Raw genomic sequence first — 15,643 nt, 5'->3', positions numbered from 1 at the left:
ACTAATCAATGCACTCTAAAACCGGAAGAGCCGTTTTAGGTTTCATTTCTATCCCTTTTACCTAGCTCCAACTTCAAGGTTGAATCCTATAGGGAGAGTTCGGCTGCCGAAGGCTCACGACCACCATCCGGGGAAATTTCGAACAAACTTCCAGTTGACTGCCAGCAAGTGAGGTACATTCGACAGCATGACTACCGGTGAGAATTCGAACGACATCCAGTGGCTCAAAGCCTACTTCATCCGAGGGGGCACGTCGAAGGGCGTCTTTTTTAATGCTGCGGATTTGCCGGCTGACCGAGCAGAACGTGACGCCCTCTTCTGCGCGATGATGGGCTCGCCGGATCCGAACGGGCGGCAGCTCGATGGCATGGGCGGCGGTATTTCGTCTCTGTCCAAGGTCATGATTGTGGACACGGCGAGCGACGATGAGCATGACCTCACGTATACTTTCGCCCAGGTCGCCGTCGATACTACGTCGGTGGATTATTCGGCAAACTGCGGTAATCTCTCCTCCGCTATTGCGCCGTTCGCGCTCGAGGCAGGCCTCCTGACGTTGCCCGATGGCGAGCATGCCGTTCGATTGTTCAATACGAATACCTCGAAGACGGTCATCGCCCGGCTCACGGTTGTTGGTGGCCGCGCCCAGGTACATGGAGACTTCGCGCTGCCGGGCGTTGCGGGCACTGGCTCTCCCATTACCTTGGAATACCCCGATCCGGCGGGCAGCCGCACCAGCGGCTTGCTACCTACGGGAAATGCCACGGATATTGTGCACGATGAGGGCGGCGACATTGAGGTCTCGCTCGTTGACGCATGCCTGCCCATGGTCTTCGTGCGTGCTTCGGACGTAAACGCAGACCCAACGCAGTTGTCCTTCGATGGCACCGAGGTTATGGCTCGACTCGAACGGATCCGTGCCGCCGGCGCGAAGCTCATGGGGATGGAGCCCGCGCAGGCCGCGCCGAAGATTGCTGTCGTGGCGCCTCCGACTGCGGCACCGCTGCTGGATGGGACGCAGCTCGAGGCAGAGGGCCACGACGTCCTCGTGCGCACTCTGAGCATGCAGAAGACGCACAAGGCAGTGCCTGGCACGGGTGCGATGTGCATCGCCGCAGCCGCCTCCATCAAGGGCGGCATCATCGCCGAAGCGATTGGCTCGTCCGAGCTGCGTTCAGTACGCATCGGCACGCCGTCTGGTGCGGTGACCGCTGGCGCGCGCTATGACGGCAACGCGCTCGCGGCGACCCAGCTGGTGCGCAGCGCCCGGATCCTCATGCGCGGCGAAGTTGCAGCGCCCTAGAGACTTACCGCACGCGAAAGCCCTCCGTGTTCAAGCCGTGAACGCGGAGGGCTTCGTTGGTGAAAGGACTACTTCATCTTCGTAGTTTCACCCAGGGTGTGAACCTGAACCATGTTGGTGTTGCCAGCGATTCCCGGAGGCGTACCAGCGATGACGACAACCATGTCGCCCTCGTTGTAGCGATCCATCGCGAGGAGGGCCTCGTCAATGGCAGCCATCATGTCATCAGTGGACTCGACGGACGGTGTGAGGAAGGTCTCCGCGCCCCAGGTCAGAGCCAGCTGTGAGCGCACCTCAGGGTAGGGCGTGAACGCGAGGAGCGGCAGGTGCGAGTGTAGGCGAGCCACACGCTTGGCGGTATCACCCGACGTGGTGAAGGCGACGATGGCCTTGGCGTTGAGACGCTCTGCGATATCGCGTGCCGAGTAAGACACAATGCCGCGCTTGGTGCGCGGGACGTGAGACAGCGGCGGCACGGTGCCGTCGGTCTCCGCGGAGGAGACGATGCGGCCCATGGTGCGCACGACGTTCTGCGGGTCGATACCCACGGAGGTCTCGCCAGAGAGCATGACAGCATCAGCGCCGTCGAGGACGGCGTTGGCGACGTCAGAGGCCTCAGCACGCGTCGGGCGCAGGTTGTTGATCATGGAGTCGAGCATCTGCGTTGCAACGATGACCGGCTTAGCGTTCTCACGCGCGATCTGGATGGCGCGCTTCTGGAACAGCGGCACCTGCTCGAGCGGAACCTCGACTCCGAGGTCGCCGCGGGCAATCATGATGGCGTCGAAGGCAAGGACGATGGACTCGAGGGCGTCCACGGCCTCCGGCTTCTCGAGCTTGGCGATGACCGGCACGCGGCGGCCTTCCTCGTCCATGATCTGGTGGACGAGGTCGACGTCAGCCGGGGAACGCACGAAGGACAGGGCGACGAGGTCGACGCCGAGGTTCAGTGCGAAGCGCAGGTCGCGAATGTCCTTCTCGGACAGGGCCGGCACGGAGATGTCCATGCCCGGCAGGGAGACGCCCTTGTTGTTGGAGACTGGGCCGCCCTCGACGACCTCACAGACAACGTCATTGCCGTCGACTTCCTTGCAGACCACGGCCACCTTGCCGTCGTCAATGAGGAGGCGGTCGCCCGGCTTGGCGTCCTGGGCGAGATTCTTGTAAGTGGTGGACACGCGGTCGTGCGTGCCTTCGACGTCGTCGACGGTGATGCGAACGATCTCACCGTTGTTCCACATTTCCTCGGTGTTCTTAAAGCGACCAAGGCGAATCTTTGGTCCCTGAAGGTCGGCGAGAATACCGACGGCGCGGCCGGTCTCATCCGTAGCTTCACGAACCCATTTGTAGTTCTTCTCGTGATCCTCAGGATCACCGTGCGACATGTTGAGACGGGCAACGTCCATGCCGTCTTGGACTAGGCGGAGGATACCGTCCTTACTCGCGACGGCAGGGCCGAGCGTACAGACAATCTTGGTTCTTCTGTCCAGCATTCTTTTCTAAACCTTCTCGGTTGGGAACTGTAACGAGTCCCAACGTACCCGCGTCTGACGTTTCCGGCCACTGAAAAATGCCACAGAAACTGTCTAATCGGACACAAAACCACGAAAGCCCAGTTCCAAACGGGCGGAACCGGGCTTAAATAAAGAACTACCTTTCGGGCTTCGAGGGGCTCGATGCAGGCGACGCGGAAGGCTCCTGGGACGCGCCCGAGGGGGCATCGGCAAGCTCTGCTTGATAGTGCGGATCGACCTCCGCCGAGGTCTCTTGACCCCGGCGCAGGCGGAAGAAGATGACCAGCGCCACGACAAAGCACACGACGGAGACAATGACGTTGATGCGCAGACCAAAGACGTGCGTGGCCTCGTCCGAGCGCATGTTCTCGACGACGAAGCGCCCCAGCGTATAGCCGGCGACGTAGAGGGCAAAGACGCGACCGTGGCCAAGTTTCCACTTCTTTTGCGCCCAGATGAGGAAGAGACACACGGCGACATTCCATAACGCCTCGTAGAGGAAAGTGGGATGGACGCTGGCAATGACCTCACCTGTGGAATGACCCGTGACCGGGGCGTACCTGCCGGCCTCGTCGACGCGGTAGTAAATGTCGAGCGCCCACGGCACGGTGGTTTCGCGTCCGTAGAGCTCTTGGTTAAACCAGTTGCCGAAGCGGCCAATAGCTTGGGCGAGGATGAGTCCGGGGGCCACGGCGTCGGCGAAGGGCGCGAAGGGCACCTTCTTCACCTTGAACATGACCCAGAGCGCGACCGCGCCCAAGGCTACCGCGCCCCAAATGCCCAGGCCACCGTTGGTCACCTTGAACACGTCCATGGGGTTGCGGCCCTCGCCAAAGTACTTATCGTGGTCCGTGATGACGTGGTACAGGCGCCCGCCAATGATGCCGGCGGGGATGATGACGATGGCCGCGTCCCACACGGTGTCCGGGTTGCCGCCGCGCGCGGTGTAGCGACGCAGCGTAAGCCACAGCGCGACGAGGATGCCGAGGATAATGCACAGCGCGTAGGCACGGACAGGAATGGGACCGAGGTGCCATACGCCCTGCGACGGGGACGGGATATTAGCCAGGATCATTTCTTGCACACCGATAGTGTGCCAAATCGTCGCCTACTGCGTGCGCTTACCCCTTGCGGGAGGGGCAGGCCGGGTGCTGGCCGGTGGCGACGAGGCGGCGCGCGAGTCCCAACGGATCGGTGGCCGCCATAATGGACTCCCCCACGAGCACCGCGTCCGCGCCATGCGACGCGTAGTCAAAAAGGTTGCGGGAGTTCTCCACGCCGCCCACGGCGACGCGGACGACGGACTCGGGAAGCCCCGGAACGATGGTGGCAAACGCCTCGCGGTAAAGCTCATCCGAGGCAAGCGTCCACGCGTTGATGCCGATGAGTGAGGCACCGGCCTCGAGCGCTCTGTCAGCTTCTTCAGGACTGCGGACCTCGGCGAGGGCACACATGCCTAGCGACTCGATGCGGTCGAGCAAGGATTCCAGGTGGGGCTGCTCGAGAAGCTCGACTTGGAGAGGCACGACGTCCGCGCCATAGCAGCGCGCCTCATGAATCTGATACGGGTCGATAATGATGTCGCGGCAGATCATGGGCACCGTCGTGGCATCGCGCACGTGGCACATATCGGCGAGCGATCCGTGGAAACGGTGGCGCTCCGTCTGCACGGCGAGGAGGCGCACCCCCACTGACTCCAGATTGTGCGCGAGATGCGCCATGGCTTCTGGGGTCTCGAGGTGCATGATTTCGCCGCGATAGGGCACGGCGCGCTTGAGCTCCGTGATGATGGAACAGCCGGGGGCGAGGAAGGCGGCCTTCGCGTCGCGCGGGGTATCCATGGCGCGGGATCGGGCCTTGATGTCGCGGAAACTCACCTGTGCCTCGCGGGCGTCAACGTCCTTGCGCACGGCAGCGACGAGCTGATCTACGACCAGGGACCGGGGCGCGTGAAGTGGGGCACTCACCGTTACCTCCCGTCACCTGTCTAAGCAGGACATCGCTACCACCTGCCGCGGGGTCCACGGTCAGGCCTGGAACTGCAAGGAATGAGTTTCAGCGTAGCGGGCAGGAGCGCGCACAGAGAAATCACGACCCAGCGCACTGCCCCCGTTTCGGAAACTCCGGGTAAACTAGCATGCCTGTTCAGGGACTCCCCAGCGAGAGTGCAACGACAATGAATTTAACGGTGGCCCGTCGGGTCCGTGGGATCGATATCCTCGTCAAGGGCGTCCCACATGACGCGCCCGGAGTCGGGCGCGGTCTCGAGTTCTTCTTCGAGCTTCTCCGCGCGGGCTGCCTTCGTCTCATACTTGGTCGAGCGCACGCCGTCAGCACCGGGACGCATGGCGAGCAGGATGCCGCCCACGAGTCCGAACGCCGCGGCGATGAGCGCCAGCACCGGGCCGAGCGGGGTCACGGTCGCGTCGCGGACGACGGCCCAACTGGAGATAGCGACGGACTCCACCGCGTTGTCATTAGACTGCTGCGCCTGAAGCAGCGTCTGAAGGCGGGCGAGATCCACCTGTGAGGTAAGTGCCACCATGGGACGCCAGGACACGCCGATGGCCGCGAGCGCCACGACGGCACCCACGATGCGGCGGGCGGTGCGACGCAGCGCGAGTCCCGCGATGACGCCGGCGAGGAAGAGCAACGCGATGGCGGTAAGTTCCAGCGACCACGTGCTGCCCTGCACGGCGAGCTCCCCCGTGCCCGCTTTATCGTCCTCCACCGTCGCCGTAATCCACGTCGTCTGCGAAGAAAACCACAGCAAGGTCGCGGCCACAGCCATCAACAGCGGTCCGAATTTTCTGCCCACAGGGCACGCCTCCTCGGTACGACGCGTAACGCGTCTTTGGTGTTAGTCGTGCTCGCCGAGCAGCAGATCCGCATCAAAGCACGTGCGGTCGCCTGTATGGCAGGCGCCGCCGGTCTGCTCGACCACGAGCAAAATAGTGTCGCCGTCGCAGTCTAGTCGCACGGACTTCACCGCCTGCACGTGGCCGGAGGTAAGGCCCTTTACCCAGTACTCCTGGCGCGAGCGCGAGTAGTACGTACCGCGCCGCGTGGCCAGCGTATACGCCAACGCGTGGTCATCCATCCACGCCATCATGAGGACCTCGCCCGAGTCCGCCTGCACGACGGCGGGCACAAGGCCCACATCATTGCGCTTGAGGCGCGCGGCGACCGCGGGGTCAAGCTCGAACTCGGCTGGGTCGTTAGAAACCTGTGCAGCATCAGTATTCATCGACGCACCTCAAATCCGGAATCCGCGAGAGCGTCCTTGACCTCAGAGAGGGCAACATCGCCGAAGTGGAAAATGGAGGCGGCGAGCACCGCGTCCGCACCGGCGGCAACGGCGGGCGGGAAGTGTTCCGCCTTGCCCGCGCCACCAGAAGCAATCACCGGAATGTGAACGGCCGCGCGCACGAGCTCGAGAAGCTCGATGTCAAAGCCCACGCGTGTGCCGTCACCGTCCATGGAGTTGAGCAGGATCTCCCCTACCCCGAGCTCCTCGCCGCGGCGCGCCCACGCGATGGCGTCGAGACCCGCCGAGCGGGTGCCGCCATGCGTCGTGACCTCAAACCCCGACGGGAAGTCGCCGGACGCCAGCGCCTCCGGGTCCTTGACGCGACGGGCATCGACAGACAAAACGATGCACTGGGAGCCAAAAACGTCCGCGAGCTCGCGCAGCAGCTCCGGGCGCGCGATGGCCGAGGAGTTGACCGACACTTTATCCGCGCCGGCGCGCAGGAGCTCACGCACGTCCTGTTCGGAACGCACGCCGCCACCCACGGTAAGCGGAATAAAAACCTGGTCCGCCGTGCGGCGCACGACGTCGAGCATGGTGCCGCGGCCATCCTTCGAGGCGGAAACGTCCAAGAAGGTCAACTCGTCCGCACCGAGTTCGTCATAGCGGGCGGCGAGTTCGACCGGATCGCCTGCGTCGCGCAGGTTTTCAAATTTCACGCCCTTGACCACGCGTCCGTGATCGACGTCGAGACAAGGGATAACGCGCACTGCGAGTGCCATGAAAACTAGATCCTATTCTTATCGATTGCGTCCATGAGGGTGGCGTGAACCTGCGGGGTACCCACCACGAGGCCACGCGAGAGCGCCGTCCATTCGTTGCCCTCGGGGTCCGTGGCGATGCCGCCAGCGGCCTTGACGAGCAAGGCGCCCGCCGCGTTGTCCCACGGATGGATGGAGAAGTTAAGCGCGCCGTCAAAGACGCCCTGGGCCACGAAGGCGGTGTCGAGGCCCACCGAGCCGGTCATGCGCGGGCGCAGCCCGGTATGGCGCAGATGCCGGTAAATGCCGGTGCTCAGGTGCGAGGAGCAGCCAATATGGCCACGGGAGTCCTCAAAGCCGAGGGCATCCGGTCCCCCACCAAAGCCACCACGCGGGCCACCCACAGAACGCAACGGCGCGCCTTCCGCAGCCGCGACGCGGCGTCCCAGCAGCGGGAAGTCAGCGACGGCGGCGACGGGCTTGCCTTCCATGAGCAGCGCGACGAGCACACCACACAGCGGGTTGCCCGCCGCGTAATTCGCCGTTCCGTCGATGGGGTCAACAACCCAGACGGGGCCGGAGGTGAGCGCCTTGATTCGCGCCGCGTCCGCGCCTTCCTGTTGCTCCAGGAAGTGCGGGGAGCGCGCTGCGCTTTCCGATGCCGCCGCGTACTCCGCCGCGCCCCGGTCATAGGTCGCCCCTGGTGCCGCGGCACCAGTTTCCTCGCCAAAGACGGGAATGCCGGTGAGCTGCGTGAGCGACTGGCGTAGATCCGATTCGATGGCAAGGTCCACCTCGGTCGCGAAGTCGCCTTCGCCCTTGAAGCGAGCCGGGCGCGCGCCCAAGCCGTCGATGAAGGCGGGGCTCACGGAATCAACCGTCGCCTCCGCAATGGCCAACATGTCTACCGGTGACAGCGCGTTATCCATCGATGGATCCTTCCCAGCCGTAAGTGCGGCTTAGATTCCCGCTTCTTCGGGGTACGGCTCGACCTCGGCCACGGCGGCGAGCGCCTCGGTGAGCGTGAACTTCTTTTCGTAGAGCGCCTTGCCGATGATCGCCGAGTCGATTCCCTCATTCTCGTACAGGGCCAGCTCGCGCAGGTCGTCGAGGCTCGAGATGCCTCCCGATGCCGTCACCTTGGCGTCCGTTGCCGCCGCGACCTCGCGCAGCAACTCAACGTTGGGTCCGGTGAGCGTGCCGTCCTTGGTCACGTCCGTGACGACGAAGCGCTGGCAGCCTGCGGCGTCGAGGCGCTCGAGGACCTCCCACAGATCGCCGCCGTCGGAGACCCAGCCATTACCGCGCGTGCGCCACTCGCCATCAATCTCGCGCACGGCGAGGTCCACTGCTATCTGGTCGCCGTGGCTGGCGAGCACCTGAGCAATCCACTCAGGGTTCTCGAGCGCGGCCGTACCGATATTGACGCGGCGCGCGCCCGTGGCGAGCGCGCGCTCAAGCGAGGCGTCGTCACGGATGCCACCGGTGAGCTCGACCTCGATGTCGAGCTTCGCCGTAATCTCCGCCATGAGCTCGTGGTTCGAGCCGCGGTTGAACGCGGCGTCGAGGTCCACGAAGTGCAGCCACTGGGCACCCTGCGCCTGCCACTCAAGGGCCGCCTCGAGCGGCGCACCGTAGGACTTCTCGGTACCGGCCTCGCCCTGGTCGAGACGAACAGCCTGGCCATCGACAACGTCGACCGCGGGCAACAACGTAAAGCTCATGGGTGATTTTTCCTTCTAGGACGATACGAAAGTGGCAATGACTTTGGATTTTACAACGCGTCCGACTGGCGCGCGGCGGAAAGCGACGCAGCGCTAAAGCGTCTCGAGCCAGTTCTTCAGCAGCTGGCTTCCGGCGTCCCCGGACTTCTCCGGGTGGAACTGGGTGGCCCACAGCGCGCCGTTTTCGACGGCAGCGACGAAGCGGTCTCCGCCGTACTCAGACCACGCCACCTTGGGCGGTTCCGTAATTTCGGTCTCGAGCGTCCATTCGCGCACGCCGTAGGAGTGCACGAAGTAGAAACGCTCGTCCGCGTCAAGCTCCGCAAACATCTGGGAGCCCTGCGGAACCTCGACGGTATTCCAGCCCATGTGTGGCAGCACATCCGCATGAAGACGCTCCACGAGCCCCGGCCACTCCCCGCAGCCTTCCGCATGGATGCCATGCTCATTGCCGGCGTCGAAGAGAATCTGCATGCCAACACAGATGCCCATGACGGGGCGTCCGCCGGCCAGACGCTGTCCAATAACACGAGGGCCCTGGACGGCGCGCAGTCCGTCCATGCATGCCGCAAACGCACCCACGCCGGGCACGAGCAGGCCGTCGGCTTCGACCGCAATCTTGGGGTCTGCCGTGACGGTTACATCGGCTCCCACGCGTTCGAGGGCGCGCTGTGCCGAGCGCAGATTACCCGCGCCGTAGTCGAGAAGGACTACCTTCTTGGTTCCAGTCATGGATTACACCTTACGCAGTCGCTTAAGTCGTGTCTTGATGTTGCCGTACTCGGTCACGCGGTGCGCACCGAGGTAGAGGTCGAGACCCGTGATGGCCACGCCGCCGATGATGATGAACGCGCCCGCACCGTAAGCACCGGCGTAGCCCCACAGTGGAACGAGCGCAGCAAGAACCACGGAGCCCAGCCCGGTGCCCGAATCATAGAAGATATTCCACACCGCGGAGGCCTCCGAGACGTTCTCACGCGGCAGGCGGTTGAACATAGACAGCAGCGCCTCGTTTTGGATGACGCCAAACGCACCACCAAAAGCGACGGCGGCGAGGACGAGCCACCACACCGACCAGCCGAAGGCGACGGTCGCGGCCATGAGCCCCATGCCCGCGAAGCCGAGGATCTGCGCCGGGATGGTGAGCACGCCTGGGCGTCCCGTCCGGTCCGCGAACTCACCCGCCGCATAGCGGAAGACCATGGCGGCGCCACCCACGAGGGAAAGCATGATGCCGCCGAGCACCGCGCCCGTGACGGGATCGATCTCGCGCACGGAGGCTGGCAGGAAAGACGAGACGAGGCCGTAGCTCATAGACAACGTGGTCACGGAGAGCGCCGGCACAAGCACGAGCTTCCACATCGCCACGCGCGGCGGGCCATCGGTGTGCTCGCGCGCCGCGGCACGGTCCGCCTTGGATTCCGGTCGCACGCGTGGCAAGCGGATGCACATGATGGCGGCGAAAAGTCCCATTGCGGCCGCCAGGATGTAGGCGGTCGAGAATCCCCATGCTGACTCGATGGCAAGGCCCGCAGGCAGGAATAACATCTGGGACAGGCCGATGAAGACGCCCATCATGCCGGTCGCCTTGCCCAAGTAGCGCAGCGGAACGAGTTCCGCGATGAGCGCTGACTCGGCCACGGTGAGCGCACCGAAGCCCACGCCGCGCAGTGCGCAGAAGAGGAGCACGAGCCAGGGCTCCATGCCGAGAAGATGCCCCAAGGCCGGGACGCCGAGCATAAACGCGGCGCCCGCCATGACGGGACGGTAGCCGAAGGAACGCAGCAGCCGCGGGGTGACGATCTGGGTGAGCACGGTCGCCGCCATGAAGATACCCGTAGTCGCGCCGGCCAACCCGGCCGAGCCACCGTTGTCGAGCACCGCAAGCGGTAGCAGCGGCAACAGCAGTGACCACGCGCCGAAGGCCGCCGCGATGGCCGCCATCGTTTCCAGATAGCCAGGAACCCGCCACAAGCTAAAAGCCGTGCCCGTAGCGCCCCCCTGTTGTTCGACCTGCGGCGTCTCCTGCGACACCACCTCACCCGCCTTTCTCCGTCTGTCTGTTGTGGCAGCTGCACGCACGCATGCCGCGCCGCGCCCAGCGCAAGCGTCTCAGGCGGAAGTTTTCTCCCGCTGCGGCATGAACAGATACGTGCCGGAGCCTTAATCTGTAGGAACCTTTAGGTATAGACGTTCACTAGCGTAGACGGCAAATGCAGGCCGGGCTACCGAGCCGGCCGCTGAACTTACCGTGCAGTGAAACTATCCGTGCATCTGTGGGATCATCCACGCCACTGACGCGGCAAAGGCGATCGCCGCGAGGAAGCCTGCGATGATGGTCCAGAATTTCGAGTCATTTTGATACGCTGCCCACGCACCGCCGGCGAGCAAGCCAGCGATGAGGAACAGGATCCACACCATAAAGAACACGAGTCTAGAGTGCACCCTTTGTCGAAGGAATGCCACTCACGCGCGGATCCGGCTCGACGGCCTGGCGCAATGCACGGGCTACTGCCTTGTACTCAGCCTCCGTAATGTGGTGCGGGTCGCGGCCGTAGCGGACGTTGACGTGAAGCGTCACATCAGAATGCATGGCGAAGGTCTCGAAGAAGTGGCGGTTGATGACGGTGGCGTAGTGACCACCGATGATCTGCCATTCCATGTTCTCTGGCTCGCCATTCATCACGAAGTAGGGGCGGCCCGAAATATCGACCACGCCCTCGACGAGGGTCTCATCCATGGGCAGCAGCTGGGAGCCGAAGCGACGAATGCCCTTCTTATCCCCCAGTGCCTCGAGGAACGCGCGCCCCAGAACAATGGCGGTGTCTTCGACCGTATGATGCGCGTCGACGTCGAGGTCGCCCTGCGCGTGGACCTTGAGGTCGAAGGAGCCGTGCGTCGCGAATGCGGTGAGCATGTGCGCAAAGAACGGCAGGCCGCAGTCAATATCGGACTTGCCGGTGCCGTCGAGGTTGATCTCCACGGTGATCTGCGACTCGGAAGTGATGCGCTGGGCGGTACCAATGCGCTGCGGACGCGCCTCCATGGTGCCACCGTGGGCGGCGACGCCAGGAGCCTTCTCAATCCGGGAGTCCGTCACGGTGTCTTCCGCGCACTGCGGTTCGAGGGTGTTGTCGTTCATGGTTGCAAGGATAGCTTTCGTCGAAGTGGAGTGGAGCCGAACAGCGGGCTAGCTGCGCGGCGCGATGTAGCCGGTGAGCTGCTGCGCGGCGGAGAGAAACGCGTCGTTTTCTTCCGGGAGGCCGATGGTTGTGCGCAGGAAGCCGTCCACCCCCACGTCGCGGATGAGCACGTCGCGATTCAAGAACTCCTCCCACACCTCGTGCTGGTCCGCGAAGCGACCGAAGAAGACGAAATTAGACTCGCTGGGCACGACCTCATAGCCGAGCTCCTCAAGACGGGAAACAACGCGGTCACGCTGCACGGCAAGCTTGGCCACCGTGCCCAGCGTGTCCTTGCTGTGGCGCAGCGCCACGCGCGCGGCCGCCTGGGACAGGACGGAGAGGTGGTACGGCAGACGCACCAACATGACGGCCTCGACGAACGCAGGATGCGCAACGAAATAGCCCAGGCGTCCGCCAGCGAAGTCGAAAGCCTTCGACATCGTGCGGGAAACCACGAGCTTCGTCGGGTACTTCGCCAGCAGCGTCGTGGACGACGGCGAGTCCGAGAATTCCATGTAGGCCTCGTCGACGATGACGATGCCCGGCGCAGCATCAATGAGCTTCTCGATGTCCTCGAGCGGAGTGACGTCACCCGTCGGGTTATTCGGCGTCGTAATGAAGACGATATTAGGCTGCTGCTTCGCGATGGCGGCGAGTGCCGCATCCAGATCAATTCGGAAGTTCTCGTCACGCGGGCAGTTGAGGAACTGCGTCTGCGTGCCCGCCGCGAGGATGGGATGCATGGAGTAAGACGGCTGGAAGCCGAGCACCGTGCGGCCCGGGCCACCGAAAGCCTGGAGGAGCTGCTGGAGCACCTCGTTAGAACCGTTAGCGGCCCACACCTGCTCGTAGCTCACCTCGACACCGGTCTGCTCGGAGACGTACGCAGCCAAGTCACGACGCAGCTCGACGGCGTCGCGCTCCGGGTAGCGGTTGAGCGTCGTGGCCAAGCGAGCAACCTCGGCGACGAGATCGTCGACGAGTGCCTGGGACGGCGGGTAGGGGTTCTCGTTCGTGTTGAGCTGGTTGGCGACGGTAAGCTGCGGGGCGCCGTAGGCGAACTTGCCGCGCAGCTCCTCGCGCAGGGGCAGGTCCTCGAGCGTGATACCCGAAGCGGAGGTTTCGTTCGTTGCGTTCGCGGTCATGGTGATGGGGTCCTTCTCTGGGAGTCGGGGTGTGCGACTAAGACGTAACGCGGGGTGCTCGTTGCCGAGTACCCCGCGTCGGTAGATGGTGCGATGCGGGGCGGGTTAATGCGCGAAGCGGGCGCGGATGGCCTCGCCGTGGGCCGGCAGGGCCTCGGCGTTGGCGAAGTGGACGATCTTGTCTGCGATCTCGCCCAGCGCATCCTTGTCGTATTCGATGAGGTTGACCGGGCGCAGGAAAGTGTGCGTGGACAGGCCTGCGCTAAAGCGTGCGGAACCAGAGGTGGGCAGCACGTGGTTAGAGCCTGCCATGTAGTCGCCCAGCGGCACCGGCGAGTAGGAACCCACGAAGATGGCGCCTGCGTGCTTGATGCGCTCGGCGACCGCACGCGAGTCGGCAGTGTGGATTTCAAGGTGCTCCGCGGCATACGCGTCAGCGACCTTGATGCCGGCCTCGAGGTCGTCGACGAGGACGATGCCGGACTGCTGGCCGCGCAGGGCTTCTGCGGCGCGCTCGGAGTTCGCGGTGACCTGATAGCGGGAAGACACCTCGGCCTCGACGGCATCGGCAAGCTCCTGCGAGTCCGTGATGAGGACGCTCGCCGCCATGGGATCATGCTCGGCCTGCGAGATGAGGTCGTAGGCCACGAAGACCGGGTCAGCCGTCTTATCGGCAAGGATAGCGATCTCGGTCGGGCCAGCTTCCGCGTCGGTGCCGACGACGCCGCGCACGAGACGCTTGGCAGCAGTGACAAAGATATTGCCGGGACCCGTAATAATGTCGACGGGCTCAAGGGGTTCCTCCTCCGCCGGGTTATCGTCGCCGTAGGCAAGAAGGGCGACGGCCTGGCCGCCACCGACGGCCCAGACCTCATCGACGCCGAGGATGTAGCAGGTGGCCAGCACCGTGGGGTGCGGCAGACCACCAAAGTCCTTCTGCGGCGGGGAGGCCACGACGAGCGTCGAGGCGCCAGCTTCCTGGGCCGGAACCGTATTCATGATGACGGAAGACGGGTAGACCGCCTTGCCGCCCGGGACATAGAGACCCACGCGCTCGATGGGCGCGAAGACCTCCGTGACGGTGGCGCCCGGCGCGAGCTCCGTGGTGTGGTTTTCCGGCTTCTGCTCCGCGTGGACCTTGCGCACGCGGGCAATGGATTCCTCAATGGCGGCGCGGACCTCAGGATCCAGCTCTGTGGCAGCCTTGGCGAGTTCTTCCGCGGGCACGCGCACCGTAGCGGGGCGTACGCCGTCGAATTTCTCGCCAAAGTCGAGCGCCGCGGCAGCGCCGCCGTCGCGCACTGCGTCGACCAAAGGCTGGACCTTGTCGAGGACGGCGGCAACATCCGTGCCGCCGCGGGGCAGGGCGCGGCGCACAGCCGCTGTGGTCATGGTGGTTCCGCGCATGTCGGTGACCTGAAGCACGAGACGTCCTCTCATATCCTTCGGCCGCGGGAAGCTCCCGCGACCAGCGAATGTGAATTTATGTAATGTACCTATTTTTATACCCCTACAGATAATCGTCCATTCCACCGGGTAGCCCCATATCGAATGACCGAAACTGCGGACAGCACCCTAGCCTACGGGTTAGACTCGTGGGCAGCTGGGGATTTGCCCGATTTCTCCTTTCGGCTCCCCTGATTTTGAGCCCCATCACCTCGGGAGGTGACCGCAGTGAATAACTCGAAGGCCGCACGCCCTGTGACCCTCGCACGACTTGCTCGCGCGGCACGGCTCGCCGGACATAGCGCCATTACCCAGAAGCCCACGCTCCTTGTCTTCGACCATGGCTCGATTGCAACCACCACCATTGAGCCGGATGAGGGCGATCCGGAATCCCCGGAATACATCGTGACGACCACGCACCACACTCCGCTGAGCTTCGACGCGTTGCGCGACGCCGCGGAGCTCGTCAACGACTGGAACCACGACTGTCTCACGCCCACGCTCGTGCTCAACTTCGACAGCACGGACGAGGTCGGAATAACGGGAACCACGGTCATCGATGGGCGCCAGGGCATGACGGACGAACAGCTCGTCGCCGCCGCGGATCAGGCCATCGATAACGCCTCGGCCTTTGTGCACAAGCTCGTGGAGCGCTTCCCTACCGTCACGCTCACCCCGCCGGTAACGCTGCGCGATGAGGGACTCGCGTCTGAACCGGACGATGCCTTCGATAACCAGGCCTACGCCGTGGACACTGACCGTATCGCCGCGTCGCTCGCGTCCATCGGCATTGACAAACTCCAACGAACCGACGCTACCGAAGGCAAGGCCATTTACGCCTGGATTAACGAGGTCCTCTTCGCCTTCGTCCTCGACAATGGTCCGTCCCTCGTGGTTAAGGGGCACTGGGACCCGGATCTCCCCGGCTCGGAGTTCCTCCGCGCCTTCCTCGTGTGCAATGACTTCAACCGCATGTCTGACTCACCAGTGGCCTATTGCCACAGCAACGTGGACGGCCTGCAGATTCGTCTCGACCTCGCCGTGACCGTCGCCGCCGGCATGACAGACCGCCAGCTGCGTTCCACGCTGGGCACCGCGCTCAAGACCATGCTCCACGGCGTAGACCACATCTCCAAAGAAGTCTCCGGGCAATCGCCCGTCTCCTGGCCCTAACGCGCATTAGCCCGGCCTGTGCGAGAGTGTTCGACGGTGTTCGAGAACGTTCGACAGTGTTCGAATACTTTCGATATAACCGGGGCTCGTGTCGAGGGGGTCGCTTAGTGTAGCTGCCGTGGGAGAAACCCCTAATTCTCCCCTC

16 protein-coding genes are annotated in these 15,643 nt (G+C 63.9%); 2 read left to right on the top strand and 14 right to left on the bottom strand.

Features of this window, described 5'->3' with window-relative positions; translation table 11 throughout:
* Positions 1 to 187 precede the first annotated feature (187 nt).
* On the top strand, positions 188 to 1,300 hold the full coding sequence (locus HMPREF3227_RS03285) for a PrpF domain-containing protein (protein WP_066510245.1): 1,113 nt from the start codon (positions 188 to 190) through the stop codon (positions 1,298 to 1,300).
* A gap of 68 nt (positions 1,301 to 1,368) precedes the next feature.
* Here the strand turns inward: HMPREF3227_RS03285 and pyk are convergent, their stop codons facing one another.
* The 14 genes from pyk to hisD all read right to left on the bottom strand — a co-directional run bounded on the left by pyk (position 1,369) and on the right by hisD (position 14,304).
* Entirely contained in the window at positions 1,369 to 2,790 is a 1,422-nt protein-coding gene (pyk, locus tag HMPREF3227_RS03280) for a pyruvate kinase (protein WP_181734561.1), read from the bottom strand.
* 160 nt (positions 2,791 to 2,950) lie between these two features.
* On the bottom strand, positions 2,951 to 3,898 hold the full coding sequence (gene lgt / locus HMPREF3227_RS03275; protein WP_066510240.1) for a prolipoprotein diacylglyceryl transferase: 948 nt from the start codon (positions 3,896 to 3,898) through the stop codon (positions 2,951 to 2,953).
* A 37-nt stretch (positions 3,899 to 3,935) separates the two neighbouring features.
* Positions 3,936 to 4,781 carry an indole-3-glycerol phosphate synthase TrpC gene (locus tag HMPREF3227_RS03270; protein WP_231725015.1) on the bottom strand — a complete coding sequence of 282 codons (846 nt, stop codon included), beginning with the start codon at positions 4,779 to 4,781 and terminating at the stop codon, positions 3,936 to 3,938.
* 215 nt (positions 4,782 to 4,996) lie between these two features.
* Positions 4,997 to 5,632, bottom strand: coding sequence for a TIGR02234 family membrane protein (locus HMPREF3227_RS03265; RefSeq protein ID WP_082750230.1), 636 nt, complete (start codon positions 5,630 to 5,632; stop codon positions 4,997 to 4,999).
* Between the two features lie 42 nt (positions 5,633 to 5,674).
* Positions 5,675 to 6,061 (bottom strand): phosphoribosyl-AMP cyclohydrolase, encoded by a 387-nt coding sequence (hisI, locus tag HMPREF3227_RS03260; RefSeq protein WP_066487079.1) that lies wholly within the window; start codon positions 6,059 to 6,061, stop codon positions 5,675 to 5,677.
* Entirely contained in the window at positions 6,058 to 6,846 is a 789-nt protein-coding gene (gene hisF / locus HMPREF3227_RS03255; RefSeq protein ID WP_066510231.1) for an imidazole glycerol phosphate synthase subunit HisF, read from the bottom strand. The genes hisI and hisF overlap by 4 nt, the downstream gene beginning before the upstream one ends.
* A gap of 5 nt (positions 6,847 to 6,851) precedes the next feature.
* Positions 6,852 to 7,754 carry an inositol monophosphatase family protein gene (locus HMPREF3227_RS03250; RefSeq protein WP_066487085.1) on the bottom strand — a complete coding sequence of 301 codons (903 nt, stop codon included), beginning with the start codon at positions 7,752 to 7,754 and terminating at the stop codon, positions 6,852 to 6,854.
* Positions 7,755 to 7,784: 30 nt separating this feature from the next.
* Complete coding sequence (gene priA / locus HMPREF3227_RS03245) at positions 7,785 to 8,549, bottom strand: bifunctional 1-(5-phosphoribosyl)-5-((5-phosphoribosylamino)methylideneamino)imidazole-4-carboxamide isomerase/phosphoribosylanthranilate isomerase PriA (RefSeq protein WP_066510224.1); 765 nt, start codon at positions 8,547 to 8,549, stop codon at positions 7,785 to 7,787.
* Positions 8,550 to 8,642: 93 nt separating this feature from the next.
* Positions 8,643 to 9,281, bottom strand: coding sequence for an imidazole glycerol phosphate synthase subunit HisH (hisH, locus tag HMPREF3227_RS03240; RefSeq protein WP_066510222.1), 639 nt, complete (start codon positions 9,279 to 9,281; stop codon positions 8,643 to 8,645).
* 3 nt (positions 9,282 to 9,284) lie between these two features.
* Positions 9,285 to 10,493, bottom strand: a complete 1,209-nt coding sequence (locus HMPREF3227_RS03235; protein ID WP_066510249.1) for an MFS transporter — start codon at positions 10,491 to 10,493, stop codon at positions 9,285 to 9,287.
* A 318-nt stretch (positions 10,494 to 10,811) separates the two neighbouring features.
* Positions 10,812 to 10,970: a hypothetical protein gene (locus tag HMPREF3227_RS13480; RefSeq protein ID WP_168162236.1), complete on the bottom strand. Its 159-nt coding sequence runs from the start codon at positions 10,968 to 10,970 to the stop codon at positions 10,812 to 10,814.
* 13 nt (positions 10,971 to 10,983) lie between these two features.
* The gene (hisB, locus tag HMPREF3227_RS03230) at positions 10,984 to 11,595 is read right to left on the bottom strand and encodes an imidazoleglycerol-phosphate dehydratase HisB (protein ID WP_066487250.1); all 612 of its coding nucleotides are present in this window, start codon (positions 11,593 to 11,595) and stop codon (positions 10,984 to 10,986) included.
* A 144-nt stretch (positions 11,596 to 11,739) separates the two neighbouring features.
* Positions 11,740 to 12,879, bottom strand: a complete 1,140-nt coding sequence (locus HMPREF3227_RS03225; RefSeq protein WP_066487091.1) for a histidinol-phosphate transaminase — start codon at positions 12,877 to 12,879, stop codon at positions 11,740 to 11,742.
* Positions 12,880 to 12,984: 105 nt separating this feature from the next.
* Complete coding sequence (gene hisD, locus HMPREF3227_RS03220; RefSeq protein WP_066487093.1) at positions 12,985 to 14,304, bottom strand: histidinol dehydrogenase; 1,320 nt, start codon at positions 14,302 to 14,304, stop codon at positions 12,985 to 12,987.
* A gap of 249 nt (positions 14,305 to 14,553) precedes the next feature.
* On the opposite strand from hisD, the gene HMPREF3227_RS03215 reads away from it, so the two are divergent.
* Positions 14,554 to 15,498: a YbjN domain-containing protein gene (locus HMPREF3227_RS03215; protein WP_066487102.1), complete on the top strand. Its 945-nt coding sequence runs from the start codon at positions 14,554 to 14,556 to the stop codon at positions 15,496 to 15,498.
* Positions 15,499 to 15,643: the final 145 nt, after the last annotated feature.

This window comes from Corynebacterium sp. CMW7794, from assembly GCF_001563605.1.
Classification (GTDB): Bacteria; Actinomycetota; Actinomycetes; order Mycobacteriales; family Mycobacteriaceae; genus Corynebacterium; species Corynebacterium phoceense.
The sequence above is the reverse complement of the archived record's forward strand: the minus strand, read 5'-3'. Positions and strand labels throughout refer to the sequence as shown.

Coding starts and splice junctions, on each gene's coding strand:
- HMPREF3227_RS03285 (WP_066510245.1), top strand. CDS start 188: ATGACTACCGGTGAGAATTCGAACGACATCCAGTGGCTCAAAGCCTAC.
- hisI (WP_066487079.1), bottom strand. CDS start 6,061: ATGAATACTGATGCTGCACAGGTTTCTAACGACCCAGCCGAGTTCGAG.
- hisF (WP_066510231.1), bottom strand. CDS start 6,846: ATGGCACTCGCAGTGCGCGTTATCCCTTGTCTCGACGTCGATCACGGA.
- HMPREF3227_RS03250 (WP_066487085.1), bottom strand. CDS start 7,754: ATGGATAACGCGCTGTCACCGGTAGACATGTTGGCCATTGCGGAGGCG.
- priA (WP_066510224.1), bottom strand. CDS start 8,549: ATGAGCTTTACGTTGTTGCCCGCGGTCGACGTTGTCGATGGCCAGGCT.
- hisH (WP_066510222.1), bottom strand. CDS start 9,281: ATGACTGGAACCAAGAAGGTAGTCCTTCTCGACTACGGCGCGGGTAAT.
- HMPREF3227_RS03235 (WP_066510249.1), bottom strand. CDS start 10,493: ATGGCGGCCATCGCGGCGGCCTTCGGCGCGTGGTCACTGCTGTTGCCG.
- HMPREF3227_RS13480 (WP_168162236.1), bottom strand. CDS start 10,970: ATGGTGTGGATCCTGTTCCTCATCGCTGGCTTGCTCGCCGGCGGTGCG.
- hisB (WP_066487250.1), bottom strand. CDS start 11,595: ATGGAGGCGCGTCCGCAGCGCATTGGTACCGCCCAGCGCATCACTTCC.
- HMPREF3227_RS03225 (WP_066487091.1), bottom strand. CDS start 12,879: ATGACCGCGAACGCAACGAACGAAACCTCCGCTTCGGGTATCACGCTC.